General features: G+C 63.8%; 25 protein-coding genes and 1 pseudogene. 10 read left to right on the plus strand and 16 right to left on the minus strand.

Going from position 1 to position 23873, the window contains the following annotated elements:
- The first annotated feature begins 19 nt into the window (after positions 1–19).
- Positions 20–1234, plus strand: a complete 1215-nt coding sequence (locus FJ949_RS21045) for a GNAT family N-acetyltransferase (protein ID WP_140498717.1) — start codon at positions 20–22, stop codon at positions 1232–1234.
- Positions 1235–1392: 158 nt separating this feature from the next.
- Entirely contained in the window at positions 1393–1827 is a 435-nt protein-coding gene (locus FJ949_RS21050; protein ID WP_140498719.1) for an HIT family protein, read from the plus strand.
- 198 nt (positions 1828–2025) lie between these two features.
- On the opposite strand, the gene FJ949_RS21055 is transcribed toward FJ949_RS21050, so the two are convergent.
- The gene (locus FJ949_RS21055) at positions 2026–2667 is read right to left on the minus strand and encodes a chloramphenicol phosphotransferase (RefSeq protein WP_140498721.1); all 642 of its coding nucleotides are present in this window, start codon (positions 2665–2667) and stop codon (positions 2026–2028) included.
- Positions 2668–2685: 18 nt separating this feature from the next.
- On the opposite strand from FJ949_RS21055, the pseudogene FJ949_RS21060 reads away from it, so the two are divergent.
- Positions 2686–3066 (plus strand): annotated as a pseudogene (locus FJ949_RS21060) (hypothetical protein); the annotation flags it as partial.
- Positions 3067–3125: 59 nt separating this feature from the next.
- Here the strand turns inward: FJ949_RS21060 and clpA are convergent.
- The 3 genes from clpA to FJ949_RS21075 form a co-directional block, all read right to left on the minus strand.
- Positions 3126–5594, minus strand: coding sequence for an ATP-dependent Clp protease ATP-binding subunit ClpA (gene clpA / locus FJ949_RS21065; protein ID WP_140498724.1), 2469 nt, complete (start codon positions 5592–5594; stop codon positions 3126–3128).
- 6 nt (positions 5595–5600) lie between these two features.
- Complete coding sequence (clpS, locus tag FJ949_RS21070; RefSeq protein WP_027051901.1) at positions 5601–5930, minus strand: ATP-dependent Clp protease adapter ClpS; 330 nt, start codon at positions 5928–5930, stop codon at positions 5601–5603.
- A gap of 270 nt (positions 5931–6200) precedes the next feature.
- Entirely contained in the window at positions 6201–6530 is a 330-nt protein-coding gene (locus FJ949_RS21075) for a phasin family protein (protein WP_140498728.1), read from the minus strand.
- Between the two features lie 283 nt (positions 6531–6813).
- Between FJ949_RS21075 and FJ949_RS21080 the strand changes: the two genes are divergently transcribed.
- A complete protein-coding gene (locus FJ949_RS21080; protein WP_140498730.1) occupies positions 6814–8247 on the plus strand; it encodes a D-alanyl-D-alanine carboxypeptidase family protein in 1434 nt (477 codons plus the stop codon).
- A 47-nt stretch (positions 8248–8294) separates the two neighbouring features.
- On the opposite strand, the gene FJ949_RS21085 is transcribed toward FJ949_RS21080, so the two are convergent.
- The 3 genes from FJ949_RS21085 to FJ949_RS21095 all read right to left on the minus strand — a co-directional run bounded on the left by FJ949_RS21085 (position 8295) and on the right by FJ949_RS21095 (position 11279).
- Positions 8295–8993: a DnaJ domain-containing protein gene (locus FJ949_RS21085; protein ID WP_140498732.1), complete on the minus strand. Its 699-nt coding sequence runs from the start codon at positions 8991–8993 to the stop codon at positions 8295–8297.
- A gap of 375 nt (positions 8994–9368) precedes the next feature.
- Positions 9369–9806, minus strand: a complete 438-nt coding sequence (locus FJ949_RS21090) for a DUF1489 family protein (RefSeq protein ID WP_140498734.1) — start codon at positions 9804–9806, stop codon at positions 9369–9371.
- Between the two features lie 69 nt (positions 9807–9875).
- Entirely contained in the window at positions 9876–11279 is a 1404-nt protein-coding gene (locus tag FJ949_RS21095; RefSeq protein WP_140498736.1) for an L-serine ammonia-lyase, read from the minus strand.
- Positions 11280–11454: 175 nt separating this feature from the next.
- Between FJ949_RS21095 and FJ949_RS21100 the strand changes: the two genes are divergently transcribed.
- Positions 11455–12198: a DUF599 domain-containing protein gene (locus FJ949_RS21100; RefSeq protein ID WP_140498738.1), complete on the plus strand. Its 744-nt coding sequence runs from the start codon at positions 11455–11457 to the stop codon at positions 12196–12198.
- Here the strand turns inward: FJ949_RS21100 and FJ949_RS21105 are convergent.
- The 6 genes from FJ949_RS21105 to FJ949_RS21130 all read right to left on the minus strand — a co-directional run bounded on the left by FJ949_RS21105 (position 12147) and on the right by FJ949_RS21130 (position 16511).
- Positions 12147–12944 (minus strand): YdcF family protein, encoded by a 798-nt coding sequence (locus FJ949_RS21105; protein ID WP_140498740.1) that lies wholly within the window; start codon positions 12942–12944, stop codon positions 12147–12149. The genes FJ949_RS21100 and FJ949_RS21105 overlap by 52 nt on opposite strands.
- A gap of 27 nt (positions 12945–12971) precedes the next feature.
- A complete protein-coding gene (locus tag FJ949_RS21110; RefSeq protein WP_140498741.1) occupies positions 12972–14537 on the minus strand; it encodes an amidase family protein in 1566 nt (521 codons plus the stop codon).
- The gene (locus tag FJ949_RS21115) at positions 14537–14995 is read right to left on the minus strand and encodes a GNAT family N-acetyltransferase (RefSeq protein ID WP_140498743.1); all 459 of its coding nucleotides are present in this window, start codon (positions 14993–14995) and stop codon (positions 14537–14539) included. The genes FJ949_RS21110 and FJ949_RS21115 overlap by 1 nt, the downstream gene beginning before the upstream one ends.
- Before the next feature lie 7 nt (positions 14996–15002).
- Positions 15003–15290 carry an Asp-tRNA(Asn)/Glu-tRNA(Gln) amidotransferase subunit GatC gene (gatC, locus tag FJ949_RS21120; RefSeq protein WP_140498745.1) on the minus strand — a complete coding sequence of 96 codons (288 nt, stop codon included), beginning with the start codon at positions 15288–15290 and terminating at the stop codon, positions 15003–15005.
- An 88-nt stretch (positions 15291–15378) separates the two neighbouring features.
- Entirely contained in the window at positions 15379–15795 is a 417-nt protein-coding gene (locus FJ949_RS21125; protein WP_140498747.1) for a hypothetical protein, read from the minus strand.
- 20 nt (positions 15796–15815) lie between these two features.
- Positions 15816–16511, minus strand: coding sequence for a metal-dependent hydrolase (locus FJ949_RS21130; RefSeq protein ID WP_140498750.1), 696 nt, complete (start codon positions 16509–16511; stop codon positions 15816–15818).
- Between the two features lie 123 nt (positions 16512–16634).
- On the opposite strand from FJ949_RS21130, the gene ruvX reads away from it, so the two are divergent.
- Positions 16635–17141: a Holliday junction resolvase RuvX gene (gene ruvX, locus FJ949_RS21135; protein ID WP_140498752.1), complete on the plus strand. Its 507-nt coding sequence runs from the start codon at positions 16635–16637 to the stop codon at positions 17139–17141.
- Here the strand turns inward: ruvX and FJ949_RS21140 are convergent.
- The 3 genes from FJ949_RS21140 to FJ949_RS21150 all read right to left on the minus strand — a co-directional run bounded on the left by FJ949_RS21140 (position 17059) and on the right by FJ949_RS21150 (position 19695).
- On the minus strand, positions 17059–17400 hold the full coding sequence (locus FJ949_RS21140; RefSeq protein WP_140498754.1) for a DUF6105 family protein: 342 nt from the start codon (positions 17398–17400) through the stop codon (positions 17059–17061). The genes ruvX and FJ949_RS21140 overlap by 83 nt on opposite strands.
- The gene (locus tag FJ949_RS21145; RefSeq protein WP_140498756.1) at positions 17400–17948 is read right to left on the minus strand and encodes a hypothetical protein; all 549 of its coding nucleotides are present in this window, start codon (positions 17946–17948) and stop codon (positions 17400–17402) included. The genes FJ949_RS21140 and FJ949_RS21145 overlap by 1 nt, the downstream gene beginning before the upstream one ends.
- Positions 17949–18066: 118 nt before the next feature.
- Positions 18067–19695, minus strand: coding sequence for a DNA alkylation response protein (locus FJ949_RS21150; protein WP_140498758.1), 1629 nt, complete (start codon positions 19693–19695; stop codon positions 18067–18069).
- A gap of 149 nt (positions 19696–19844) precedes the next feature.
- Here FJ949_RS21150 and FJ949_RS21155 point away from each other — a divergent pair, with 149 nt between their 5' ends.
- Genes FJ949_RS21155 through dprA form a run of 4 tightly spaced genes read left to right on the plus strand, consistent with a single transcriptional unit; the run spans position 19845 to position 23871 of the window.
- Positions 19845–20810, plus strand: coding sequence for an aspartate carbamoyltransferase catalytic subunit (locus tag FJ949_RS21155; protein WP_140498760.1), 966 nt, complete (start codon positions 19845–19847; stop codon positions 20808–20810).
- A complete protein-coding gene (locus FJ949_RS21160; protein ID WP_140498762.1) occupies positions 20807–22093 on the plus strand; it encodes a dihydroorotase in 1287 nt (428 codons plus the stop codon). Before FJ949_RS21155 ends, FJ949_RS21160 begins: the two co-directional genes overlap by 4 nt.
- A 57-nt stretch (positions 22094–22150) precedes the next feature.
- Positions 22151–22738, plus strand: a complete 588-nt coding sequence (gene plsY / locus FJ949_RS21165) for a glycerol-3-phosphate 1-O-acyltransferase PlsY (RefSeq protein ID WP_140498764.1) — start codon at positions 22151–22153, stop codon at positions 22736–22738.
- Positions 22735–23871, plus strand: coding sequence for a DNA-processing protein DprA (dprA, locus tag FJ949_RS21170; RefSeq protein ID WP_140498766.1), 1137 nt, complete (start codon positions 22735–22737; stop codon positions 23869–23871). Before plsY ends, dprA begins: the two co-directional genes overlap by 4 nt.
- Positions 23872–23873 lie beyond the last annotated feature (2 nt).

Raw genomic sequence — 23873 nt, forward strand, 5'->3', positions numbered from 1 at the left:
TGGAGCTTAAATAAGCCTCATGGATCAGGGCGACGACGGCGACGGGCAAACGGTTGATGCGGAGTATGCGATCCGCATTGCGGCGGGCATCGGCGCCTTCACCTGCGAAGAGTGGGACGGTTTCGCCGGGACCACGCGCAGTGATGCCGAAAACGGTTATAACCCCCTCGTTTCATATGCTTTCCTGAGCGCACTCGAGGATTCCGGCTGCGCCGTGCGGCGCACTGGCTGGCAAGGTCATCATCTCAGGCTGGAGAATGGTCAAGGCACGCTGCTCGGCGCGGTCCCTTGCTATCTCAAGTCACACAGCCAGGGCGAATATGTGTTCGATCACGGCTGGTCGGATGCCTTCGAGCGCGCCGGCGGCCGTTATTATCCCAAGCTGCAATGCTCGGTACCGTTCACGCCGGTCACCGGCCCTCGCCTGCTGGTGAGCAGGGGCCAGCATTCCGGCACCGTCAAGGCCGGGCTCGCCGCGGGATTGAAGGCAGTGGCGGAAAAGCTCGGCGTCTCTTCCGCGCATGTCACCTTCGCGCAGGAGAGCGACGTGGACGTGCTGGAGGCGGCGGGCTTCCTGCATCGCACCGACCAGCAGTTCCACTTCGTCAACGAGGGCTTCTCGACCTATGACGATTTCCTCGCCACGCTGGCCTCCCGCAAGCGCAAGGCCATGAAGAAGGAGCGCCGCGAGGCGCTTGCCGACGGCATCTCCATCGACTGGCTTACCGGCAAGGACCTTACAGAACGGGCCTGGGACGATTTCTTCGCCTTCTACATGGACACCGGCAGCCGCAAATGGGGCCGGCCCTATCTGAACCGGGAATTCTTCTCGCTGATCGGCGATCGGATGCCCGATGACATCCTGCTGGTGATGGCCAGGCGCAACGGCCGCTACATTGCCGGCGCTATCAACTTCATCGGCTCGGATGCGCTCTACGGCCGCAACTGGGGCTGCATCGAGGATCATCCGTTCCTGCATTTCGAGGTCTGCTATCATCAGGCCATCGACTTCGCCATCGAACGCAAGCTGAAGGTGGTCGAGGCGGGCGCACAGGGCGAACACAAGCTGGCGCGAGGCTACCGGCCGGTGACCATGCATTCCGCGCATTACATCGCCCATCCCGGCCTGCGCAACGCCGTCGCCGATTATCTCAGGCGCGAACGGCGCGAGGTTGAACGCATGGGCGAATACCTGGAAGAGCACACACCGTTCCGCAAAGATCTCGAGGAGTAGGCCCATCCTGCAGGGCAGGAGCATATGTCAGGTTCGGCATCCCTGGGTTGGCAGTGCACGCCTGTCGAGATCGGCTTCATCGATCTCGCCCGATCGTCTTGCCGCTCACGAGAGGCTTCGCTACACCAATTAGCGAGGCACAATCCGGAGCGTTCGCCATGGCCGAAACCGCCTATGACACCGACAACATCTTTGCCAAGATCCTGCGCGGTGAAATTCCCTCGCACCGCGTCTACGAGGACGAAGCGGTCGTTGCCTTCATGGATGTGATGCCGCAGGGAACGGGCCATACGCTGGTGGTGCCGAAGGCGCCGTCGCGCAATCTGCTCGACGCCGATCCGGCAACGTTCGGCCCGCTTTTCACGGTCGTGCAGAAGGTGGCGCTCGCCGTCCGCGAGGCATTCAAGGCCGATGGTGTCACCGTGATGCAGTTCAACGAGCCGGCTTCCGGGCAGACCGTCTATCACCTTCACGTCCACGTCATTCCGCGCTTCGAAGGCATCGCGCTGAAGCCGCATACGGGCCAGATGGAGAAACCCGAGGTGCTGGCCGAGAATGCCGGCCGGATAAAGGCGGCCATGCCACTATCCTGACGCCTGGCTTTCAGTGGTTCCCAGCAGCTGCGGCCGTCTGGGAAGGTTACGCGGTTGCGCATCGAAAATCATGGATCCGAGCCGCCGGGACATCAGCGTGATCGCCATTCCGCCGAGCACATCAATCAGATTATGCCCGCCGTAGATGAGGGCGGGCCGCGCGGCTGAGATTCATTCTCATCGCCGCTGAGCGCGCGATCAGGACAGCTTGTTTGCGGAGAACGCCAAAAGCCTCTCAAACGCCGTCGGAGGCTCTACATTTTGCCTGAGCCGCCCGCGGATCGCATCCGCACATTGTGCCGGCGTCAGAAGCGATGTGTCCACTTCCAGATCATACACGCCAGGCCGGTGTACCTCCTCCTGCCACAGACGCACCGCCAGCGGTACAGGGTCGTCAGGCGATCCCGTCACATATCCCCTCCCCGCCGGACTGTCGGCGCGCCTCTGCATGATGATTTCGATCGGGCAGCGGACACCGACAAACAGAACCGGCAGGCCTGCGAGGCGCCGGGCGCAATCGACAAGGCAATCAAGGGGTCGCGAATAGCTGTCGTGATGACCGAGATCGGCCACGACATTCAACCCCACTCGGCTGTGGGCGGCGATCGATTCGTAGAGCGCGGCGTAGAACCTCGGCACGAGACCCTCAATATCCGGGCGCTCGCCGCCGGGCCGCAAACCTATCCCCGGGCGACAGCGCAGCGGCGTGACCTGCTCATAGGTGTCGACCCCCAGGTTCATCCATGGGCCCTCGAAGCTCTCCTGAACTGCCTGGACGATGCTCGATTTCCCCGATCGCGGTGCGCCGTTGAGGATGATGATCTGGCCTGGTTCAGACATAAAATTCCCCATCTCATGGAGGCACTTGACCGGAACGGCATCCAACGCGCCGCCATGGTCTGGTCCCGCGGAGCGAACTCCTTCACCAACGAGGCCATGGTCTCCGAGATCGGCGATGCGTACAGTCTGGGCGCTACTTTCGGAAACGACTTTTCGCGCATGCTCGTTACCGGCAAGGCGCCGTCGGGATTGCATATCTCGATACCGTCGGGTCAACGCATAAAATCGTTCCTCGGCGGTAAGCCGAAATACGCGGCCTGCGAGGCCTTCGGCCGGGCACCCGGCCTGTCCGGCATGGTCGGCGCCAAGGTGGGAGCACCACCGTCCTGGACGGACAAATCAGCCAAAATCCGCCCGACGCCGCTTGCTGTCCAGGGGCCGCCGGCAACGCTTCAGTGATCGTCCCTTTGTGCCAACAAAAAAGCCCCGTTTCCGGGGCTTTTTCGAGGGAGTGACTATCAGCTCTTGCGCGGCAGTTGCGGCACCAGGCTGCGCTTGCCGCCGTCCTTGCCCTTGGGCTCGGGCTTCTGCGCGACGGCCTTCTTGGCCGCCGGCTTCTTGGCCACTGCCTTGCGCTGCTTGGGGGCGTCTTCCGGTTCTTCCTTCTTGGGCTTCACCGGTGCCTCGTCTGCGAGCGATTCGAGCTTCAGGCCGGTCTCGCCGGTTTCCTTCTTCTCGACGCTGACGCGCACCGTGCCGCCCTTCTTGAGCTTGCCGAACAGCACTTCGTCTGCCAGCGGCTTCTTGATGTGCTCCTGGATGACGCGGCCGAGCGGACGCGCACCCATGCGCTCGTCATAGCCCTTGTCGGCGAGCCAGGCGATCGCATCCGGCGACAGGTCGAAGGTGACGCCACGCTCGGAGAGCTGGGCCTCCAGCTGCATGACGAACTTCTGCACCACCTGATGGATAACCGGCACCGGCAGCGAGCCGAACGGGATGATCGCATCGAGACGGTTGCGGAACTCCGGCGTGAACAGCCGGTTGATCGCCTCGACATCGTCGCCTTCGCGCTTGGTCGACCCGAAACCGATCGCCGCGCGCTGCGCATCCGACGCGCCCGCATTGGTGGTCATGATCAGGATCACATTGCGGAAGTCGATCTGCTTGCCGTTGTGGTCGGTCAGCTTGCCATGGTCCATCACCTGCAACAGGATGTTGAACAGGTCCGGATGTGCCTTCTCGACCTCGTCCAGCAGCAGCACGCAATGCGGATGCTGGTCGACGCCGTCGGTCAAAAGGCCGCCCTGATCGAAGCCGACATAGCCGGGAGGCGCACCGATCAACCGAGAGACCGTGTGGCGTTCCATGTATTCCGACATGTCGAAACGGATCAGCTCGACGCCGAGCGAAGCGGCCAATTGCTTGGCGACTTCGGTCTTGCCGACGCCGGTCGGACCCGAGAACAGATAGGAGCCGATCGGCTTCTCCGGTTCCCGCAGGCCGGCACGCGCCAGCTTGATCGCCGAGGTCAGCGCGGTGATCGCGGTGTCCTGGCCGTAGACGACGCGCTTCAGCTCGATATCGAGCCCCTGCAGCACCTTCTCGTCATCGGCCGAAACAGTCTTCGGTGGGATGCGCGCCATGGTGGCGATCGTCGCTTCGATCTCCTTGATGCCGATGGTCTTCTTGCGCTTGGCCTCCGGCACCAGCATCTGCGAGGCGCCGGTCTCGTCGATCACGTCGATCGCCTTGTCCGGCAGCTTGCGGTCGTTGATGTAGCGCGCCGACAGCTCAACCGAAGCCTTGATGGCTTCCGTCGTGTAGCGGACCTTGTGGAACTCCTCGAAATAGGGCTTCAGGCCCTTCATGATCTCGATGGCGTCCTCGATGGTTGGCTCGTTGACGTCGATCTTCTGGAAGCGACGTACGAGCGCGCGGTCCTTCTCAAAGAACTGGCGGAACTCCTTGTAGGTTGTCGAACCGATGCAGCGGATCGCACCCGAAGACAGTGCCGGCTTCAACAGGTTGGACGCATCCATGGCGCCGCCCGACGTCGCGCCGGCGCCAATGACGGTGTGGATCTCGTCGATGAACAGCACAGCGCCCGGATAATCCTCGAGCTCCTTGACGACCTGCTTCAGCCGCTCCTCGAAATCGCCGCGATAGCGCGTGCCGGCCAAAAGCGTGCCCATGTCGAGCGCGAAGATGGTGGCGTTGTGCAAGACTTCCGGAACATCACCCTCGACGATGCGCTTGGCGAGGCCCTCGGCGATCGCCGTCTTGCCGACGCCGGGATCGCCGACATAGAGCGGATTGTTCTTGGAACGGCGGCACAGCACCTGGATGGTGCGGTTGATCTCGGACTCGCGCCCGATCAGCGGATCGATCTTGCCGGCCTTGGCCTTGTTGTTGAGATTGACGCAATAAGCGGTCAGCGCGTCCTGCTGCTGCTTCTTCTTGCCGCCTTCCTCTTGCGGCTCGGCGCCGTTCGCGCCACCCTGCTCGTCATCGGCGCCGCGCGGCGAACGCGTCTCCGACGCGCCCGGACGCTTGGCGATGCCGTGCGAGATGTAGTTGACCGCGTCGTAACGGGTCATCTGCTGTTCCTGCAGGAAATAGGCGGCATGGCTCTCGCGCTCGGCGAAGATGGCGACGAGCACGTTGGCGCCGGAGACCTCTTCGCGGCCGGACGACTGCACATGGATCACCGCACGCTGAATGACGCGCTGGAAGCCGGCGGTCGGCTTGGAATCCTCGTCATAGCCGGTAACCAGATTGTCGAGCTCGGTGTCGATATAGGTGAGAACAGTGTGCTTCAACTCGTCGAGATCGACATTGCAGGCGCGCATGACGGCGGCCGCCTCGGTGTCGTCGATCAGGGCGAGCAGCAGATGTTCAAGGGTTGCATATTCATGGTGCCGCTCGTTGGCGAGCGTCAGCGCTTGGTGAAGCGCCTTTTCCAGGCCTTGGGAGAAAGCCGGCATGTTACCTCACTTCTTCTCCATCACGCATTGCAGCGGATGCTGATTTTGTCGGGCGAAATCCATGACCTGGGACACTTTGGTCTCGGCCACCTCGAATGTATAGACCCCGCACTCGCCCACTCCATGATTGTGAACATGAAGCATGATGCGTGTGGCGGCTTCGCGGTCCTTCTGGAAAAAACGCTCCAGCACGTGAACCACGAACTCCATCGGTGTGTAGTCGTCGTTCAGGATGAGGACCCGATAGAGGCTGGGTTTCTTGGTCTTGGTCTTTGTGCGCGTGATGACCGCCGTGCCGCGGCCGGCCTCATTGCCGTCGCCGCTGCCGTTCTGCATCCGTGCCCTGGTGGCAGTCAAACCGATCGTCACGTAATCCTGCCTCTTTCGAATCCTCATGCGAGTTCGACATGTAGGTGTTCGATGGACGATTTTAAGCCCTTCTGGTTAGCTGACAATATGGCTAGGTGCCCAACTTGGCGGATTTTCGCAATCGTGAAGGCGAGCCAGGCCCCTGATCGGAAATTGACATGAAAAAACCCGGCCACGCTGCCGCGGCCGGGCTCTGTCTTGGCCCAATGGGCCCAGTTCTCGTACTGCCGAACGGAATTACTTCGCCTTGGCAACGATCGATTCGAACGGCTTGTAGGCTTCCTTGGCGAGTTCGGCATAGAGGTCGCCGATCTTGGTGGCCTCGGCGACGAACGCCTCATAGGACTGCTTGGCATAGTCGGACTGGACCTCGATCGCCTTGTCGAGCGACTTGGCCGAAACAATCTTCTCGAAAGCGGCGCTGCCGGCTTCGAAGCTCTTCTTGGTGTATTCGCCGGCCTCGGCCGCAATTGCCTGCGCGCCCTTGGACAAGGAGGCGAAGCTCTTCAAGCCGGTGTCGGCGAACTCTTTGCCGTATTTGCTGAAGTCCTCATAGGTCTGCGTCATTTCAATTCTCCCTGGACGGTTGATGCGCCCTGCCCCGAGCGCCTTGTGCAATGCACTCGAATATATTGTGCGACGCACAAAAGTCAAGAAATCGCCAGCTTCCGTCCTAGCCGGTGTGGGCAATGGCTAAAATTCGAATAAACAGAGGCTCAAACCACCAGAAAATGGTGAACGCGGCGGTTACCATAAACGGATTGGTAACGCTGCCCCGATAGCTTGCCCGGAAGTGAGGCAGGATCCCTTTGCCGCCTCCAGCGCAACAAGAAATTCAAAGGAACTATCAGTGCGTCAGGCGTTGTCGGGCATCGTTTCCAAATCCGCGTCCCCTTTCAAAACGGTCATGATCATCGCCGTGGCGATGACCATCGTCGTTGCAAGTGCGGCCCCGTCGCTCGCCGCGAAGTCCGCGGCCATCGTGGTCGACGCCAAGACCGGCAAGGTGCTCTACTCCTCGGATGCCAACGCCCGGCGTTATCCCGCCTCGCTCACCAAGATGATGACGCTTTATTTGACTTTCGAGGCTCTGGCCAAGGGCAAGATCAGCCGGAACTCGCCGGTCGTCTTCTCGGCTCATGCCGCGGCAGAGCCGCCGACGAAGCTCGGCGTGAAGCCGGGCGGATCGGTGGCGGTCGAGACCGCCATCCTGTCGATGGTGACCAAATCGGCCAATGATTCGGCCACCGCGCTCGGCGAAATGCTCGGCGGCAACGAGACCAACTTCGCCCGCATGATGACTGCCAAGGCGCGGCAGCTCGGTATGAACGGCACCGTGTTCCGCAACGCCAACGGCTTGCCCGATCCCGGCCAGTTCACCACTGCGCGCGACATGGCAACGCTCGGCATCGCGCTGCGCGAACATTTCCCGCAATATTACGGCTATTTCTCGCAGCGCTCCTTCCTCTATGGCCGCCAGCGCATCAACGGCCACAACCGCCTGCTTGGACGCATCAAGGGCGTCGACGGCATCAAGACCGGCTACACCCGCGCTTCGGGCTTCAACCTGGTTTCGTCGGTTTCCGACGGCAACCGTCGCATTGTCGGCGTGGTCATGGGCGGCACCTCGGGCAGCAGCCGCGACAATCAGATGGCGGCCCTGATCAACACCTATCTGCCGCGGGCATCGACCCGAGGCGGCGGCGATCTGGTCGCCAAGGCCGATAGCGGCAACCCGGTGACGGCATTGGCCAAGGTGCTGTTGCCCAAGCACGACGCACCGACTCCGGATGAGAAGCCGATGGCGGTGGCCAGCGCCGATGACGCGGACGAGGCCGTTGCCGACGACGCGACGGTAGCCCAGGGCGACAGCGAGGACGCCGACGATAACGCAGCCGAAGAAACCGAAGTGGTTGTTCCGGCAAAGAAGGTGAAGACGGTTATCGTCTCCGCCCCCAAGGTCGCCACGGCACAGGTGGTGTCCGCTTATGCCGAGCCCGCGCCGGCCGTCGACCCGGTCAATACCGCGTCGGTGCCGTCGGGTTGGGCCATTCAGGTCGCCTCGTCGCCGAAACAGTCCGAAGCCCAGGCCTTCCTCGACAAGACCACCAAGCAGGCGCCCAAGGCGCTGGCAGATGCCTCCGGCTTCACCGTCGCCTTCGACAAGGACGGCGTCACGTACTACCGCGCCCGCTTCGGCGGCTTCGGTTCCAAGACCGCGGCCTGGAAGGCCTGCACCGCCCTCAAGAAGAAGAAAATCGAGTGCTACGCCGTCCAGCAGTAGGGACGGCGTAGAAGATATCTCCCGGAAAATTTCTGCGTCGAAGGAGACTAGTTGTGATTGGAGAGCAAGACGTCCTTGGCTTCGTTGATCCGCGCCGCCAGGAAAGACGTGCCGCCGATATCGGGGTGCAGGCGTTGCATCAGGCGGCGGTGCGCCTTGCGGACATCCGCCGCGGCGGCCCCCGCTTCAAGACCAAGGACCTTGTAGGCCTCCTCCTTAGTCATGGCGCCCGGACCTGGCGCAATACCCAGCCCTTCGCCACTGTGCGCCTCAGCGTTTTTGCGCCAGACGGGAAATCTGCCGTCAAGATACGTCTCTAGCAGTTGCCGGCTCTCCGGGTCACCGGAGAGTTCGCGAAACAGCTGCAGCAATTCGGCTTTGCCCATCGCACCAAGCATCTTGCCTTCATGGCGGCCTGCCAGGACAAGGCCTTCAAGGCCTCCTGTATCGTGATCGAGGTCCATTTCCAGCGCCGCTGTGCGTACGGTCGAGCGTCTCCGCGCCGGCATCACGGCTCGCCGGTTCAGCCGCATCGAGCCGTACCAGGCGATCGCTGCGAGCAGGATGATGCCGCCGAGACCGCCGCGCCCGACCAGCAGCACGGCGCCCCCGACCAACGCCAGCAAAACCGGCCCAACCTTCCTCATGTCGCCTGCAAGCCTGCTCGGGTCGGCCCGCACGAAAGCCGTTGCCAGGCCCATCAGCACCAGCAGCAATGCGACGACAGCGATGATCGCGCCTACCATATTCCACTGCCCCGTGAATGCCTGGCGATCGGCCGGTTTTCCAGACTATTCCTGAACACGAGCATGCCGCCACCGGGTGTTATTTCTGCGCCGCAATCATGACCTTGCGCGACACATGGTCCGCATCCCACCACGCCGCGGCGCGATGTGGTCGGCGCGAGTGCGTCAGATATCGAAACCGGATGGTTCCTATCGCTCATGATTTTCAAGATGTGGCGTTGTCGCGACGCTTGCAAGTCCAACGGACAGCAACATTGAGGGCCAGCAACCGCAGTCCGCCTATACGGGCCGACCATGCCGCCAGATTGCCCCGGAGCAAGCCAACTGGCTGCTCGGAGCAAGCCAATGGGCTGCTCGGAGCAAGCCGATAGTGATTTAGAGCAGGCCGAGATCGGCGAGCTCGCGCCGGAGTTTCGGCGGCATTTCGACCTGCCCCGGCTTGCCCTTGCCGAGATCGGCGGGTGCATCCGATGGCTTTAGATAGCGCCAGCCCTGAAAGGCGCGGCGCGGCTGCCAGTCGGTGCGCACCACTTGCGGATCCAGCATCAGATGGCAGCGGCCGATGCCCTCGTCATCGGTGAATGGCCGGATCTCGGTGATCAACTGCCGGCATTGCACACTTCCCTTGATCACCCAGTAGAGCGAGCCACCGTCGGTAACCTCATCGGCGCGCGTCGGCACCATGCGGGTGGTGTGCCAATGCTCGGCCGGTTCGCCGGCACGGCGCCGCTCGTCGAGGCGGAACGCGATCCATTCTTCGAGATCCTCGACGCTGTCGCAGCCGACGCAGAGCTTTAGGAGGTTGAGAGCCATTGCCCAAGATTTAATCCGTCGCACGGATGCGTCAACGGCCTGAGCAAGTTCTCCACAGTGCCAGCGGGCTCAACACTCCACCACATTGACCGCCAGCCCGCCGAGGCTGGTCTCCTTGTACTTCTCGTTCATGTCAAGGCCGGTCTGGCGCATGGTTTCGATCGCGGCGTCCAGCGGCACGAAATGGGTGCCGTCGCCCTTGATGGCAAGCGAGGCGGCCGTCACCGCCTTGACCGCGCCCAGCGCATTGCGCTCGATGCAGGGCACCTGCACCAGCCCGCCGACCGGATCGCAGGTCATGCCCAGATGGTGCTCCAGCGCGATCTCGGCGGCGTTCTCGACCTGTTCGGGCGTGCCGCCCATGACGGCGCACAGGCCGGCCGCCGCCATGGCCGAAGCCGAGCCGACTTCGCCCTGGCAGCCGACCTCGGCGCCGGAGATGGACGCATTGGACTTGATGATGCCGCCGACGGCGGCTGCCGTGAGCAGGAAATCGCGAATGCTGGGCTGGTCGGCCTCGGGATGGAAATGCAGCCAGTAGCGCAGTACTGCCGGCAGCGTGCCGGCCGCGCCGTTGGTCGGCGCGGTGACGACGCGCCCGCCGGCCGCATTCTCCTCGTTGACGGCCATGGCATAGATCGACAGCCAGTCATTGGCGAGCAGCGGATTGGGCCGGTTCTGCTGCCACTGCTCCTGCAGCTTGTCGTGCAATTGCCTGGCCCGGCGGCGCACCTTCAGCCCGCCCGGCATGATGCCGTCCTGCGACAGGCCGCGCTCGATGCAACTCTTCATGGCACCCCAGATGGCGTCGAGGCCGTCGTCGAGCTCATCGCGCGACATTTGTGTTTCCTCGTTGACCCGCTTCATCTCGGCAATGGAAAGGCCGCTCTTGCCAGCCATCTTCAGCATCTCGAGGGCGTTCTTGAAGGGATAAGGGACTTTTTTGCCTTCGGTCGTCACCGAACCCTTGGCTTTCATGCGCTGCAGCTCTTCTTCCGAAACCACGAAGCCGCCGCCGATCGAATAATAGATGCGCTTGAGCAGCAGGCGGTCGCCGGCATCATGGGCATAAAACGCCATGCCGTTGGCGTGGCCGGTGAGCGGCGTCTTGCGGTCGAGCACCAGGTCGCCGGCCGGATCGAAACGGTAGGAAGGATGACCAGGCGGTGAAATCAGCTTGTCGGCGGTGATGCGAGCGACAATGCCGTCCGCCTGGTCAGGGTCGACCGTCTGCGGCGTCTGCCCGGCAAGGCCGAGAATGACGGCACGGTCACTGCCATGGCCGATGCCGGTATAGGCGAGCGAGCCGTGCAGGCTGGCGCCGATGCGAGCGACCTTGGCGCCGGCCGGACGCGGCCAGTCGTCTCCGGCGATCTCGTCGAGGAAACGGCGGGCGGCCGTCATCGGTCCCATCGTGTGCGAACTCGATGGTCCGATGCCGATCTTGAACAGGTCGAAAACCGAAAGGAACACGCGCCACAATCTCCCGAAGCCGCTCTGGGACTACATATAGGAACTCCCGCGATGTTTCCGCTGTTTTGAACGGCGCGGCGCAGCGCCCGCCGACCTTGTTTGCTCCGGCAGCGACATGACCGTCGCTGCCGGCGGACGATCGAAGCAATCGCACTGGATGTGATAGGTTCCGCCAATGGGCGATTCCCTCGATCTTTCGACAGCCGATCTCGCGGCGTTGGCGTTCTTCCTCATTGCGTGGGTTCTGCATACGCTCGCCTCGGACGGCGTGCTGGTCAGCCGCATGTCGCTGACAACGGCGATGAATGCGCAGCGTCAAGCCTGGATGCACCGGATGGCCGAGCGTGAGATCCGCATCGTCGACACAGCCATCATGGGTGGCCTGCAGCAAGGCACCGCCTTCTTCGCCTCCAGCTCCCTGATCGCGCTTGGCGGCTGCTTTGCCTTGCTCGGTGCCTCCGACCGCGTCCTCGAGGTGTTGAGCACCCTGCCTCTGGGCGGCGCCCCGTCGCGCCCGGCTTTTCAGATCAAGGTGCTGGGACTGGTGCTGATCCTGGCGTTTTCGTTCTTCAAGTTCGGCTGGGCCTACCGTCTGTTCAACTATTGCTCGATCCTGATCGGTGCTGTGCCGATCCCGCATGGCGAAGCCTCGCGCAACCCGGTCACCGAAACGGCGGTGTGGAGGGCGGCGCAGATGAACATGCTGGCAGGCAAGCATTTTAATTCCGGCCTGCGCGGCGTGTTCTTTTCGATCGGCTATCTCGGCTGGTTCGTCGATCCGGTGGTGTTCGTGCTGTCGACGCTTCTGCTCCTGGCCGTTCTGGTGCGGCGCCAGTTCTTCTCGGCGGCGCGCCGCGCCGTGATCGGTCAGCCGCCAGGTGCGGGAAAAGGCCGATCGATGCGGCCGGACAGCCAATAGGCGAACAGCCCTATCCATTCGCGGATCGCCATTGTGGCCGCCTGCAGCGCATCGGCCGGATTGTCGCGGAACAGGCCGATGCCTTCGTCTCCCGACGTTCGATAGTCGACCGGCCACGGGACGGTCGCGAAGCCGACCTTGTCGAACAGCGCCTTGGCGCGCGGCATATGGTAGGCCGAGGTGACCAGCAGCCAGGTTTCGCCCGGCTTCGGCGCTATCAAGGCCTTGGTGAAGACGGCATTTTCATAGGTGTTGCGCGATTTGCCCTCGAGAATCAGTCGCTCCGGCGTCACGCCAAGCGCGCCAAGCAGGCGCGGCGCGGTGGCGGCGTCGCCCTCGCCGTCGAGGAACAATTCGCCATTGCCGCCGGAGACGACCACCTTGGCGTTGGGAAAGCGCCGCGCCAGCACGGCCGTCTCGACCATCCGGTCGCCGCCGCTGTTCAGCTCATAACCGCCGCGCACCAGATTGATGCCGCCCTCGAAGCCGCCGCCGAGCACGACGATGCCATCGACTTTTTGCGGCAGCGGCGGGCGCGGAAAGCGTTCCTCCAGCGGGTTGAGCAGCAATGCGCCGAGTGAGGTCCAGGCCGAAAGCGCCAGAACCAAAAACGCCAGCACGCCGCCGGTGGCTGCCAGCCGCCGGCGGCCGAAAAATGCCGCGACCAGCCCCGCCAGCAGCAGGAAGATCGTCAGGTTGAGCGGCTGGATAAAGAACCAGAAGATTTTCGAAAGATAAAAGAACATCCCTCACCCCTTAGATGAGAGACGATCCTACCACCACTTCTCCGGCTGGAACGTTCCGGCCGCCTGCTCGATGACGGCAGCGGTCTGGAACAGCGTCTCTTCCTCGAACGGCCTGCCGATCAGTTGCAGGCCGAGCGGCAAGCCCTTGGGGTCTAGGCCGGCGGGCACCGCAATGCCCGGCAGGCCCGCCATGTTCACGGTGACGGTGAAGATGTCGTTCAGGTACATCTTCACCGGATCGGAAGCCATGTCCTCGTCTGCAATGCCGAAGGCGGCAGATGGCGTCGCCGGTGTCAGGATGACATCAACGCCGGCGGCAAAGACGTTCTCGAAGTCCCGCTTGATCAGATTGCGCACCTTCTGCGCCTGCAGATAGTAGGCGTCGTAATAGCCCGCCGACAGCACATAGGTGCCGATCATGATCCGGCGCTTGACCTCGCGGCCAAAGCCGGCGGCGCGGGTCTTCTCATACATCTCGACGATATCCTTGCCCGGGACGCGAAGGCCGTAGCGGACGCCGTCATAGCGCGCAAGGTTGGACGAGGCTTCGGCGGGCGCCACGATGTAGTAGGCCGGTAGCGCGTATTTGGTGTGCGGCAAGGAGATGTCGACGATCTCGGCGCCGGCATCCCTGAGCCAGGCAATGCCCTTCTGCCACAGCGCCTCGATCTCCTCCGGCATGCCGTCGACGCGGTATTCCCGGGGAATGCCGACCTTCATGCCCTTGATCGGCTTGCCGATCGCCGCCTCATAATCCGGCACAGGCCGGTCGACAGAGGTCGTGTCCTTCGGATCGACGGAGGCCATCGATTTGAGCAGGATCGCGGCATCGCGCACGTCGCGGGCGATCGGCCCGGCCTGGTCGAGCGACGAGGCGAAGGCGACGATGCCCCAGCGCGAACAGCGGCCATAGGTCGGCTTGATGCCGACCGTGCCGGTGAACGCGGCCGGCTGGCGGATCGAGCCGCCAGTGTCGGTGGCCGTGGCGCCCGCGCACAGGAAAGCCGAGACGGCGGAGGCCGAGCCGCCCGACGAGCCACCCGGCACCAGCTGCGCATTGTCCAGGGTGCGCGCGGTCCTGGTGCCGCCGGCCGAAACGAAGCCGCCATCGCCCTGATGCGTGGTCGGCATCACCATCGTATCGACGCGCGAACGCCGCCACGGGTTGACCACCGGCCCGTAATAGGACGTCTCGTTGGACGAGCCCATGGCGAACTCGTCCATGTTGAGCTTGCCCAGCATGACCGCCCCGTCAGCCCACAGATTGGAGGTGACGGTCGATTCGTAATGCGGCCTGAAGCCGTCGAGCACGTGGCTGCAGGCCTGGGTGTGCACGCCCTCGGTGCCGAACAGGTCCTTAATGCCGAGCGGAATGCCTTCCAGCGCACCGCCCTCGCCTTTGACCAGCCTGGCGTCGGAGGCCTTGGCCATGTCGCGCGCCTTGTCGCCGGTCACCACGACGTAGGCGTTGAGCGCCGGATTGGCGCGCTCGATCGCAGCAAGATAGGCGTCGGCGATCTCGGTCGCGGTGATTTCCTTGGCGCGCAGCTTGGCGCGGGCCTGCGAAATCGTCAGTCGGGTCAGGTCGCTCATCAGGCAAGGCTCTTTTCGTAAAACACCGACCACTCGGAATCGGGATAATCCAGCACCGGACCGCAACGCGAGAAGCCGGAACGTTCATAGACAGCCCAGGCGGCAGGATGGCGATCGCCCGTCTCCAGAACCAGACGCTTCAATCCTTCCTCGCGCGCCAGCGCTTCGACACGCTCCACGATCCTGGCGCCGATTTTCTGGCCGCGATGCGTGGGCCGCGTGTACATGCGCTTGACCTCGCCTATGGCACCGTCATGGCGCTTCAGCGCCCCGCAACCGATTGCAAGACCGTCGTCGCGGGCGACGAAGACCGTGGTGTCCGGGCCGGCCATCTGCTCGACGGTCAGGTGATAGCAGTGTTCCGGCGGCGTCAGTTCGAGCAGCGTCTCGTTGAGCTCCGCGACCAAGCCGCGCACATCGTCCTGCAGCGGCGTCTCGATGGCGATTTCGATGGCCATCGGCCTGTTACTCCACGACCTTCGGCACGAGGAAGAAGTTCTCTTCCGTGGCAGGCGCGTTGGCGACGATGTCGGCAGCCTTGTTGCCGTCGGTGACGACGTCCTGGCGCTTCTTCATCCCCATCGGAGTTACCGAAGTCATCGGCTCGACCCCGGAAACATCGACCTCGTTCAGCTGTTCGACGAAGCCCAGTATGGCATTCAGCTCGCCGGTCATGCGTTCGGCATCTTCCTCGCTCACCGCAATGCGGGCGAGACGCGCGACGCGCTTCACTGTCTTGACGTCAACGGACATGTTTGTGCCTCGGGAAAACCAGCCCCGGCCTATAGCGGCGCCGCGCGCGGCGCGCAACATGTGCATGCCCACAATCGGGCAAATGACCTCACGGCGGGGCCATGCCCTCGCACAGATAGTAGCTGCCGCTGTTGCCGCTCGCCTCGCTCTCGTCTTCGATGGGCCGGACGGAGACGAGATCGATCTCAGTCGGGCTCATCTGCGTCACTGAGAGCACGTCGGGAAAAACGTAGCCCGGCTCCTGGCAAATGGCCGTCACCGCCCAGCTCGGCGAGCGTGTTGCCTTACTGATCTGCAAGAACTCGCAATTGTATTCGACCCCCTGCAGGCCATGGGCCGACAGCACGATGTTGCCGGCATCGATCAGCGTCTGCAGGGTGTCTTTCCCGGCCTGTGCGCAGAGCTCCTCGGACTTGAGGTAGACCCCTTCAATGAAATCGTCCGCGGCAAACGCCGGCGACGCCGCAAACAGAATCGAAACGCAAAGAGAGTTCCTCAAGCCCATGTTCTAATTCCGTTTTCAATTTATAGCGTGACCGCCTCGCCGATCCCAGGCACGACGACATTCACGCCCGAACCCTCCATTCCGGCGACGAATTTGTCGGGGGTCTGGTCGAGCAGGCCGAAAGTCGCATAGTGGCATGGCACGGCGACATCGAACTTGAAATAGCGGCGGCAGGCGAGAGCCGCGACAGCGCCTCCCATGGTAAAGCGGTCGCCGACCGGCACCAGGCCGATCTTCGGCTCATGCAGCTCGTTGACCAGCGCCATATCCGAGAAGATGTCGGTATCGCCCATGTGATAGAGCGTCTTGTCGTCCTGGAAATGCAGGACCAGCCCGCAGGGATTGCCCATATAGATGCCGTCCCCATAGGACGAGGAATGCAATGCCTGGACAAAAGTCGTCGTGAACGGGCCGCAGTCCACCGTGCCACCGGTGTTGCCCTGGTTGATATTGTTCTGGTCGACGCCCTGGCCGCCGAGATAGCCGCAGACCTCGGGGTTGGCGACCAGCATCGCTCCGGTCTTCTTGAGGATCTCGAGCGCATCGCCGACATGGTCTCCGTGACCATGCGTCAAAAGCACATGGGTGACACCTTCGGCCGGGCCTTCCCAGCTTTTCTTCCAAAGCGGATTGCCGCTCAGGAACGGGTCCATCAGGATGCTTGCGCCCGCCACCTCGATCTTGAAGGCGGATTGTCCGTACCAAGTGAGTTTCATCAGCGAGTTCCTCGATTTTTGCTCCGCCGGAGGATAGAACGGCGTCAGCTCAAGAGCAAAGTGTTACGGCGTTCTCGCGTGTTCAAAACGCCGCGACGGCGCTGTCGGGTCAAAGGAAAACCGTTGGCTATCATTACCATCGAGGAATTGCCGGCACGGCTGGCCGGCGGTAGGACGCTTGCCGGGCTCGATCTCGGCGACAAGACGATCGGCGTCGCCGTTTCGGACCGTGGCTTTTCCTTCGCGCATCCGCGCCCGGTCATCATGCGACGAAAATTCTCGCTCGACGCGGCCGTGCTGCTGGATCTGCTGCAAAAGGAGAATGCCGGCGCGGTGGTGATTGGACTGCCGGTCAATATGGACGGCTCGGAAGGTCCGCGCGCGCAGAAATCGCGCGCCTTCGTACGCAACATGGCCGCCTTGAGCGACCTTCCCTTCCTGTTATGGGACGAGAGGCTGTCGACGGTAGCCGCCGAACGGACGCTGATCGAGATGGATTTTTCGCGCGCCAAGCGGGCCGGCAAGATCGATTCGGCCGCCGCCGCCTTTATTCTGCAGGGAGTTTTGGACCGGCTTCGCTTGCTCGGTGCAGCCGCTCGAACTGCACCGGAACCGCCGCCCGCCCCCTGATCCAGCCGATGATTTCACGGCGGCGGCGAAACGCCCAGATCGCCAGCAGCAGCAGGCCGTCGAATATACAGGCTCTTCCAACCATACCGGGAATGATTGCCGGGTCGATGCCGAGCATCTGGCCGTAGAGTTGGAAGACGAAATCATGCAACTGCCGGCTCAGCATGACGTAGCCGAAATTCATGTCGTTGAGCGACAGGTAGAACCAGCCCCAGAAAAGCGCCATCGGAGCCGCCCACAATGCGAAGATGTAACGCATCAGCGGCCTTCCTTCCGGGTCGGCTGGGGTCGGCCCGATATCAGCGAAAGCAGCGAATTGTGGGCTGCGGCCCTGGCCATGCTGTGCGCCGTGGCGTGGATTTCAACCTCATCCGATGTGGCCAGGGTGCGGCGCTCGGCAAGCATGGCGACATAGGAGGCCAGAAGTGCGGCCAATTGCACGGCGACGACCAGGAACAGCCCGTTGATGCCTTGCGCCGCGCCTCCGACCAAGATCAGCGACAGCACGCCGGAAGCGCTGATGAAGGCGATGCGGGCAACGCTGTCGGCGCCCGGATTGCTGGCATTGTTGATCAGCGCCTCGACAAAAGCCCAGAAGAACAGCACCGCCACGACAAGCAGGGCCGTTGCCAGAGGCGCAACCACGACGACATTTTCGAGATCGACGAAGCGGGCGCTCTCGATCGTCACGCCCAGCACACCAAGCGCCCCGGCCACGCCGCGGTTTCCATCGATGCAGATGATCGCCAGCAGGGCGAAAACGATCGTCCAGTGCAAGGCGAGAAAAGAGGTCAATACCTGTCGCATCGTGATTCCTGCTTCGACAGGAATGACAGTGGGCTTTGCCGCCAGCCCTCGCAACGGAAACCATTTGTTAAGGTTAACGGCGCAGGGGAATGACCAAGGCGTGGTCCATGGCTGCTGCTCAGGTGGTTGGCGGATAGAGCGTGTCGATGATCATGCGCGCATCATGGCGCGAATCGAGCATGCCGTAGGTGTTGCGCCACTGGCCCGCCAGCCGCGTCTCGACGAAGGCATCGGCGATCCGCCCTGCCCCCAACCGGCGCAATTCCGCCGCCGCCGCCGACAGCGCCAGTTGCTCCGTCAGCAGGCGGGCCGAGCCTTCGTCGGTCGCGGCGACCTGCATCGCCGCCTTCAGCACACCGATGGTGCCGCGTCCGCCCGCGCCCAGGTCGCGATCGATGCCGGCAAGCACCTCCTCGAACAGGCCCGGCGCGCGGCCAAGCACGCGCAGCACATCCAGCGCCATGACATTGCCCGACCCTTCCCAGATAGCGTTCACCGGAGCTTCGCGATAGTAGCGGGCGAGCGGCGCCTCCTCAACATAGCCGTTGCCGCCGAGGCATTCCATCGCCTCGTAGAGCAGCGGCGGCGCAATTTTGCAGACCCAATATTTGACGACCGGCGTCATGGCGCGGGCAAAGGCCGCCTCGCCGCGATCGCTCGCCGCCTCGTCGAAGGAACGCGCCAGCCGGAACGACAGCGCCGTGGCAGCGGCGACATCGAGCGCCATGTCCGCCAGCACGCGCTGCATCAGCGGCTGCTCGATCAGGTTGGTGCCGAACACCTGGCGATGGCGGGCGTGATGAACGGCTTCGGCCAGACCCGCCCGCATGATCGCCGAAGACGCCACGGCGCAGTCGAGCCGGGTCAAGGTCACCATGTCCATGATCGTCTTCACGCCGGCGCCCGGCTCGCCGACCATCTCACCGATCGCGTTGGCGAACTCCACCTCGGAAGACGCATTCGACCGGTTGCCGAGCTTGTCCTTCAGGCGCTGGAAACGGAAGCCGTTGCCCGAGCCGTCGCCAAGGACGCGCGGCACGAGGAAGCACGACAATCCCTCCGGCGCCTGCGCCAGCACCAGGAAGGCATCCGACATCGGCGCCGACATGAACCATTTATGGCCGGTCAGGCGATAGAAGCCGCTGCCGACGCGCTCGGCCTTCGTCACATTGGCGCGCACATCCGTGCCGCCCTGTTTCTCGGTCATGCCCATGCCAAGCGTAAGCCCGGTCTTCTCGACCGGCGGCTTTTGGCTCTGGTCATATTTGCGCGTCGTCACGCGCGGCGCCCACTCGCGGAACAGTTTCGGGCTCGCCATCAGCGCCGCCAGCGAAGCGCTGGTCATGGTGATGGGACACAGATGTCCGGTCTCGAGTTCGGCCGTCAGGTAGAACCGGGCCGCGCGCACCTGATGGCGGCGGCCGATCTCGGCGTCGCCGTTCTCCCAGACCGAGGAGTGCAGCCCGTTGGCGACGGAACGGCGCATCAAGGCGTGATAGGCGGGGTGAAACTCGACCAGATCAATGCGCCGGCCCTGGCGATCATGCGTCCTGAGCCTCGGCGTTTCGACATTGGCGAGGCGGGCCAGTTCCTGGGCCTCCTGCGTCAACACGAAGCGGCCGAGCCCGTCGAGATCCTTGCGCACCGGATCGGAAAAGCGCTCGGCAAGCTGGATCAGCAACGGATCGCCCCGCCAGGCGTTGCCGCCTGTCAGCGGCGGCGGCTGGTTCGTCACGTCGTCGGTCACGCTTCATCCTTACTGCCAGGCGGCTACGAATCCGGAGCCATCGGCTAGATATAGCCCAAGGCGCGCGACGAAAATACCGGGGAGAACAGCCGCAATCCAAAGCTGGCGCTTGCAGCCATGGAACGTCCACCCTATAGCAGCCCCTTGAGATGACCGACGCTTCGTCCCTGCCACTCTATCCCCACCGCCATCTTCTGGGGATCCGCGATCTTTCCCCCGCCGACATCGAGCTTCTGCTCGACAGGGCGGACCGGGCGGTCGCGATCTCGCGGCAATCCGAGAAGAAAACCTCGACGCTGCGCGGCCGCACCCAGATCAACCTGTTCTACGAGGCTTCGACGCGGACGCAGTCGTCGTTCGAGCTAGCCGGAAAGCGTCTCGGCGCCGACGTCATGAACATGTCGGTGGCGAGTTCCTCGGTGAAGAAGGGCGAGACGCTCATCGACACGGCCATGACGCTGAACGCCATGCGGCCCGACATATTGATCATCCGCCACCAGTCGGCGGGAGCGGCCGCCCTTCTGGCGCAGAAGGTCGGCTGCTCCGTGGTCAATGCGGGGGACGGCGCGCACGAGCATCCCACACAGGCGCTGCTTGACGCGCTGACCATCCGTCGCGCCAAGGGTCCGCTGTCGAAACTGATCGTGGCGATCTGCGGCGACATCCTGCATTCGCGCGTCGCCCGCTCCAATATCATGCTGCTCAACGCGCTCGGCGCGCAGGTCCGCGTCGTCGCGCCCTCGACATTGCTTCCCTCGGGAATCGACAGGATGGGCGTGATCGTCTGCCGCTCGATGGCAGAAGGCCTCAGGGATGCCGACGTGGTGATGATGCTGCGCCTGCAGCGCGAGCGGATGGAAGGGGCCTTCGTGCCTTCGGTGCGCGAATATTTCCGCTATTTCGGCCTTGACGCCGAGAAGCTGAAGGCGGCCAAGGACGACGCTCTGGTAATGCATCCTGGACCGATGAACCGTGGCGTCGAGATCGCCTCGGAGATCGCGGACGGGCCACAGAGCGTCATCCAGGAACAGGTCGAGATGGGCGTTGCCGTGCGCATGGCGGTGATGGAAGCGCTGCTCGACCCGCGCCGCAACCACGAGGGCCGTGGCCCATGACCATCACGGTGTTCGAGCGCGCCCGCATCATCGACCCCTCGCGCGGCGTAGACGAGACCGGGACGGTCATCGTCGAGGGGAAGAAGATAGCCGCCGCCGGCAAGGCTGCGCTGAACCAGGGGGCGCCCGAGGGCGCCACCATCATCGACTGCGCCGGCAAGGCGGTCATTCCAGGCCTGATCGACGGCCGCGTCTTCATCGGCGAACCGGGCGGAGAACATCGCGAAACGATCGCGTCAGCAAGTGTCGCCGCGGCTGCCGGCGGCGTCACCTCGATCGTCATGATGCCCGATACCGATCCGGTCATCGACAATGTGGCCCTGGTCGAATTCGTGCTGCGCACCGCCAAGGACACGGCAATCGTGAATATTTTCCCGGCCGCAGCCATCACCAAGGGCCTCGACGGCCGCGAGATGACCGAATTCGGGCTGCTGCGCGAGGCCGGCGCCGCCGCCTTCACCGACGGCCGCCACACCATATCAAGCGCGCTGGTGATGCGCCGGGCGCTGACTTATGCCCGCGATTTCGGCGCAACCATCGTGCACGAAACCCAGGATGCCGACCTCGCGTCGTCGGGCGTGATGAACGAGGGACTCTACGCCAGCTGGCTGGGGCTTTCCGGCATTCCGCGTGAAGCCGAAACCATCCCGCTGGAGCGCGACCTTGCCCTGGCGCGCCTGACGCGCGGCTCCTACCACGCGGCAAAGATATCGACGGCGATGGCGGCGGCATCGGTGGCGCGCGCGAAGACCGACGGCGCGACCGTCACATCGGGCGTGTCGATCCACAATCTGTCACTCAACGAAAACGATGTCGGCGAATATCGCACCTTCTTCCGGTTGACCCCGCCGCTGCGCGCCGAGGAAGACCGCCTGGCGATGATCGAAGCGATCAGGGACGGCACGGTCGACATCATCGTCTCCTCGCACGATCCGCAGGACGTCGACACCAAGCGCCTGCCCTTCGCCGACGCCGCAGCCGGCGCCATCGGGCTGGAAACGTTGCTGGGCGCCGCCTTGCGGCTCTACCACAATGGCGACGTGTCGCTGCCGCGGCTGATCCAGACCTTGTCCACGGCGCCGGCACGGCTGTTCGGCCTGCCTGGCGGCACGCTCAAGCCCGGCGCTCTCGCGGACCTTGCGCTTGTCGATCTGGATGAACCCTGGATCGTCAGCGAAAGCGGCATCCGCTCGCGCTCGAAGAACACCTGTTTCGAAGGCGCGCGCCTGCAAGGCAAGGTCTTGCAAACGCTGGTGGCGGGCCGCACAGTGTTCTCGGTCTGAGCGGGCGGCCGCGCATCGCGCCGGATTCAGCCCGTCAGGGGAAATGCGGGGGGAACAATGACTTACAACCTGATCCCGGCGCTGGTGCTCGGCTATTTCTTGGGCTCGATTCCGTTCGGGCTTCTGCTGACCCGTGCGGCAGGGCTTGGCGACGTGCGCCAGATCGGCTCCGGCAACATCGGCGCGACAAATGTGCTACGCACCGGCAACAAGGGCCTTGCCGCGGCCACGCTGCTGCTCGACGCGCTGAAGGGCACGGCCGCGGTGCTGATCGCGGGCCATTTCGCGCCCGAACTCGGCGCTTGGGCCGGCCTTGGCGCCTTCCTCGGCCATCTCTTCCCGATCTGGCTCGGATTCAAGGGAGGCAAGGGCGTGGCCACCTATCTCGGCGTGCTGATCGGCCTTGCCTGGCAGGTGGCGCTGATCTTCGCCATCGTCTGGCTGGCCATGGCATTCCTGTTCCGCTACTCCTCGCTTGCAGCGCTGACGGCCGCGGTCGCCGTGCCGATCGCCCTCTATTTCCTGAGCACACCGCAGATTGCCGCATTGTTCGTCGTGATGAGCCTGATCGTCTTCATCAAGCACCGGGCCAACATTTCACGCCTGCTTGCCGGCATCGAGGGCAAAATCGGGGCGAAGGAGTGAGCAAGCCGCTCGCCGGACCGCGCCTCAGCGACCGGCAGCGGTTGAGTTGGCTGCGGCTGATCCGCACCCAGAATGTAGGTCCTGCCTCCTTTCGCGATCTGATCAACCGCTTCGGTTCGGCCGAAGTCGCGCTGGAAATGCTGCCGGAACTTATGATTTCGGGCGGCGCCAGCAGGATCGCCCGCATTCCCTCGATCGCCGAGGCCGAAGCGGAACTGGAGGCCGCAAGGCGGGCAGGCGCCCGCTTTGTCGGTATCGGCGAGCCGGACTATCCCGCCCTGTTGAAAAACATGGACCATCCGCCGCCGCTGCTGGCGGTGAAAGGCGAAGGCGCGGTGTTCCGGCTGCCCGCGGTGGCTATCGTCGGCGCCCGCAACGCCTCGCTCGCCGGCATCAAGATGGCGCGCATGCTGGCGACCGACCTTGGCCGCGACGGTTACGCCATCATCTCCGGCCTCGCGCGCGGCATCGACACTTCAGCACATCAGGGCAGCCTTTCGACCGGCACGATCGGCGTGCTGGCCGGAGGCCTCGATCTGCCCTACCCGCCTGAGAATGCCGGCCTGTGCGACGAGATCGTCGAGCGCGGCGGCGCCATCATTTCGGAGATGCCGTTCGGCTGGCAGCCGCGTGCCCAGGATTTTCCGCGCCGCAACCGTCTCGTCGCGGGCGCGGCAGTCGGTCTGGTGGTGGTCGAGGCAGCACAGCGTTCCGGATCCCTGATCAGCGCCAGGCTCGCAGGCGAAATGGGCCGGCTGGTCTTCGCCGTACCCGGCTCGCCGCTTGATCCACGCGCCGCCGGCACCAATGGCCTGCTCAAGGACGGTGCCACCTTGGTCACCGAAGCCGCCGACATTCACAGGGCAATCGCGCCGCTGACCGGTTTGCGGGCCCCCGAACTGCCGCCCTTTGAAGATCCCCCCGATTTCTCGGCCACGCCGCCACCCGGCGAAAACGACCGCGCCAGGGTGACCGAAGCGCTCGGCCCGACGCCGGTGGCGATCGACGAGATCATCCGCCACACCGGCCTGCATCCGGCACAGGTGTTCATGGTGCTCCTGGAGCTCGACCTCGCCGGCCGGCTCGAACGGCATGCCGGCGGCAACGTCTCGCTGGTCTTCGCGGAAGGCTGACA

The organism is Mesorhizobium sp. B2-4-1, assembly GCF_006442185.1.
Classification (GTDB): Bacteria; Pseudomonadota; Alphaproteobacteria; order Rhizobiales; family Rhizobiaceae; genus Mesorhizobium.

Bases quoted from the DNA above. Each gene is read 5' to 3' on its own strand.
- clpA (WP_140498724.1), bottom strand. From the start codon at position 5,594: ATGCCGGCTTTCTCCCAAGGCCTGGAAAAGGCGCTTCACCAAGCGCTG.
- FJ949_RS21125 (WP_140498747.1), bottom strand. From the start codon at position 15,795: ATGGGCTTGAGGAACTCTCTTTGCGTTTCGATTCTGTTTGCGGCGTCG.
- FJ949_RS21140 (WP_140498754.1), bottom strand. From the start codon at position 17,400: ATGCGTTACATCTTCGCATTGTGGGCGGCTCCGATGGCGCTTTTCTGG.
- plsY (WP_140498764.1), top strand. From the start codon at position 22,151: ATGACTTACAACCTGATCCCGGCGCTGGTGCTCGGCTATTTCTTGGGC.
- FJ949_RS21110 (WP_140498741.1), bottom strand. From the start codon at position 14,537: ATGAGCGACCTGACCCGACTGACGATTTCGCAGGCCCGCGCCAAGCTG.
- clpS (WP_027051901.1), bottom strand. From the start codon at position 5,930: ATGCAGAACGGCAGCGGCGACGGCAATGAGGCCGGCCGCGGCACGGCG.
- FJ949_RS21155 (WP_140498760.1), top strand. From the start codon at position 19,845: ATGACCGACGCTTCGTCCCTGCCACTCTATCCCCACCGCCATCTTCTG.
- gatC (WP_140498745.1), bottom strand. From the start codon at position 15,290: ATGTCCGTTGACGTCAAGACAGTGAAGCGCGTCGCGCGTCTCGCCCGC.
- FJ949_RS21105 (WP_140498740.1), bottom strand. From the start codon at position 12,944: ATGTTCTTTTATCTTTCGAAAATCTTCTGGTTCTTTATCCAGCCGCTC.
- FJ949_RS21055 (WP_140498721.1), bottom strand. From the start codon at position 2,667: ATGTCTGAACCAGGCCAGATCATCATCCTCAACGGCGCACCGCGATCG.
- FJ949_RS21145 (WP_140498756.1), bottom strand. From the start codon at position 17,948: ATGCGACAGGTATTGACCTCTTTTCTCGCCTTGCACTGGACGATCGTT.
- FJ949_RS21045 (WP_140498717.1), top strand. From the start codon at position 20: ATGGATCAGGGCGACGACGGCGACGGGCAAACGGTTGATGCGGAGTAT.
- FJ949_RS21130 (WP_140498750.1), bottom strand. From the start codon at position 16,511: ATGAAACTCACTTGGTACGGACAATCCGCCTTCAAGATCGAGGTGGCG.
- FJ949_RS21100 (WP_140498738.1), top strand. From the start codon at position 11,455: ATGGGCGATTCCCTCGATCTTTCGACAGCCGATCTCGCGGCGTTGGCG.
- FJ949_RS21050 (WP_140498719.1), top strand. From the start codon at position 1,393: ATGGCCGAAACCGCCTATGACACCGACAACATCTTTGCCAAGATCCTG.
- FJ949_RS21115 (WP_140498743.1), bottom strand. From the start codon at position 14,995: ATGGCCATCGAAATCGCCATCGAGACGCCGCTGCAGGACGATGTGCGC.
- FJ949_RS21085 (WP_140498732.1), bottom strand. From the start codon at position 8,993: ATGGTAGGCGCGATCATCGCTGTCGTCGCATTGCTGCTGGTGCTGATG.
- FJ949_RS21090 (WP_140498734.1), bottom strand. From the start codon at position 9,806: ATGGCTCTCAACCTCCTAAAGCTCTGCGTCGGCTGCGACAGCGTCGAG.
- FJ949_RS21160 (WP_140498762.1), top strand. From the start codon at position 20,807: ATGACCATCACGGTGTTCGAGCGCGCCCGCATCATCGACCCCTCGCGC.
- FJ949_RS21075 (WP_140498728.1), bottom strand. From the start codon at position 6,530: ATGACGCAGACCTATGAGGACTTCAGCAAATACGGCAAAGAGTTCGCC.